Source organism: Dethiosulfatibacter sp. (assembly GCF_983023055.1).
Window position 1 is genome coordinate 1 of record NZ_CEZJXU010000336.1, and the last position, 2,603, is coordinate 2,603.

Below are 2,603 nucleotides of genomic sequence, written 5' to 3' on the forward strand. Positions count from 1 at the left end.
ATTGCACGAAAATAAGTGATATGCTTGGAATAACAGGTTATGAAATAGGCGGAACCAAAGGTGATTACATAATCCTTGACCAGAAGGTCGGCCCCCTTCTCCCAATGCCTGTCTATCCAGTACCCTCTACTACATATATGGGCATTCATGTAACTCCAACCATAGACGGCAATGTAACCGTTGGACCAAATGCAAATTCTTCAACAGACTATTCGAATTACGGAATATCAAAAGATGCAATGGATTATCTTGCTGAAGATGCGTCTAATCTATGGCCACATATACACCGAAAGGATTATATAAGAAACTACTCAGGCATACAGCCTACCTGGAAAGACAAGAATGGAGTAATAAAGGACTATGTAATCGAAGCAAGAAAAGATATACCAAATACGGTGAACCTTGTGGGTATTGAATCTCCTGGACTTACCTCTGCCGTACCAATAGCGAAATATGTAGTTGGATTAATCAAGGAAATAGAAACTCTAGTAACCAATGATGCTTTCAATCCAAATAGAACTGGAATAGTGAAATTTTCCGAAAAAACACCTGCAGAACAAGCTGAACTCATAAAAGAAAATCCCGACTATGGTGAGATCATCTGTAGATGCGAAACAGTAACCAAGGCTGAGATACTTGAGGCAATACACAATCCTCTTGGTGTAGATACTATAACTGGTATAAAATATAGAACTCGTGCCCTGATGGGACGTTGCCAGGGTGGTTATTGTCAAATGAGAATCACCAAACTAATTCAGGAAGAAAAGAATAAAAAAGTAGAAGAAGTCATTTATTCCAGACAATCTTCACAAATGTTTACAGGAAAGGTGAGAATATGATTGAAAAAAATATTGATGTAGCAATAATAGGTGGAGGCCCTGCAGGACTGGCAGCAGCTTTGGAACTCCATAAACAAGGCATTAATAATATTCTCATATTAGAGAGAGAAAAATATTTAGGTGGTATATTAAGACAATGCATTCACGATGGATTTGGTCTAACAAGATTCAATGAATCATTAAGCGGACCTGAATATGCACAAGTATTTATAAAAGCAATTATTGGGTCAAATATTTCATATATGACAGATACCTCTGTTTTATCCATTTCAAAAAATAGAACCATTCGTGCTGCCTCCAGAAAAGGTCTAATGGAAATAAATGCAAAAGCAATAATCATAACAACAGGATGCAGGGAAAGAACAAGAGGAGCCCTTGCAATACCAGGTGAACGACCTGCTGGTGTCTATACAGCAGGAGTAGCACAGGCCTATACAAATCTTTACAATACAATGGTGGGTAAAAATATTGTTATTCTTGGTTCTGGAGATATAGGTCTGATAATGGCAAGACGACTTACACTTGAAGGTGCAAACGTGCTGGGAGTATATGAAATTCAATCCTATCCCAGCGGACTTAATAGAAATATTGAGCAATGTCTAAATGACTATAATATTCCACTTTACCTCAGTCATACAGTTGTTAATATACATGGAAACAGCAGACTTAAAGGGGTCACAATTGCAAAAGTCGATAAAAATAAAACTCTAATTCCAGGAACCGAAAAATATATAGAGGCAGATACACTTGTACTGTCAGTTGGACTGATTCCTGAAAACGAATTATCCCTTGATGCTACAGTTAAACTGGATTCAAGAACCAACGGACCTATAGTTGATGAAAACTATCAGACATCAGTAGACGGAATATTTTCTGCAGGAAATTCACTCCACGTTCACGACTTGGTTGATTTTGTATCAATGGAGGCAGAATGTCTAGCCAGATCTGTGAAGGAATATATAGATCATAACAATCTAAAGCCTTGCACCATTGATATAATACCGGACCAAAACATAATTTATACAGTACCTCAAAAAATCAGCGCCACAAAAGATTTCACTCTGTATTTCAGGGTAAATAAACCCATGGAAAATATAGCATTATCAATATATCAAGGTAGTCATAAAGTATTTGAAAAGAAAATCAAAAAAATGATACCTGCTGAAATGACCAAAATAAATCTTAATAAAGATATGCTAAGTGATTCAATACCTTTGGAGGTGAATCTCATATGACAATAAATAAAACTTGTATAATATGTCCTATTGGATGCAGTTTAAGTGCTGAATATGATGAATCAACAAAGAAAATAGAGAACCTAACAGGTGCCGCCTGTAAAAGAGGTGTAACCTATATGACTCAGGAACTTTTGAATCCAATGAGAACAATCCAATCATCAGTATTAGTAATTGATGGTGTTCTGCCTCTTGCAAGTGTCAAAACCAGTGCTCTAATACCGAAGGACAAGATTTTTGAAGTGATGAAACTTGTCAAGTCCATAAGGCTTGCAGCACCTGTGGAAGCAGGCTTCATCGCTAAAAAAAACGTATTGGACCTAGATGTCGATATAGTGGTGACAAAAACTGTAAATAAAAACCAATCTATTAGTCTTCAAATGCAAGATGTTAGTTATGTTAGATTAGTAAACACAAACTATTTCCTTAATACCGGATCACCACATTATGTAACTTTCAGAGATGATATTAAAAATATTGATGTTTATAACCGTGGCAGGGAAATAAGATATAGTGCAGAATTTTCACC

At 36.3% G+C, this 2,603-nt stretch carries 3 protein-coding genes; all 3 read left to right on the forward strand.

The window, feature by feature from the left end; all coding sequences use genetic code 11:
* The coding region (locus AC3AX0_RS10610) for an NAD(P)/FAD-dependent oxidoreductase (protein WP_487550262.1) at window positions 1–839 on the forward strand (839 nt) is incomplete at its 5' end.
* Entirely contained in the window at window positions 836–2,074 is a 1,239-nt protein-coding gene (locus AC3AX0_RS10615; RefSeq protein WP_487550263.1) for an NAD(P)/FAD-dependent oxidoreductase, read from the forward strand. The genes AC3AX0_RS10610 and AC3AX0_RS10615, both read left to right, overlap by 4 nt.
* The coding region (locus tag AC3AX0_RS10620) for a DUF1667 domain-containing protein (protein WP_487550264.1) at window positions 2,071–2,603 on the forward strand (533 nt) is incomplete at its 3' end. The genes AC3AX0_RS10615 and AC3AX0_RS10620, both read left to right, overlap by 4 nt.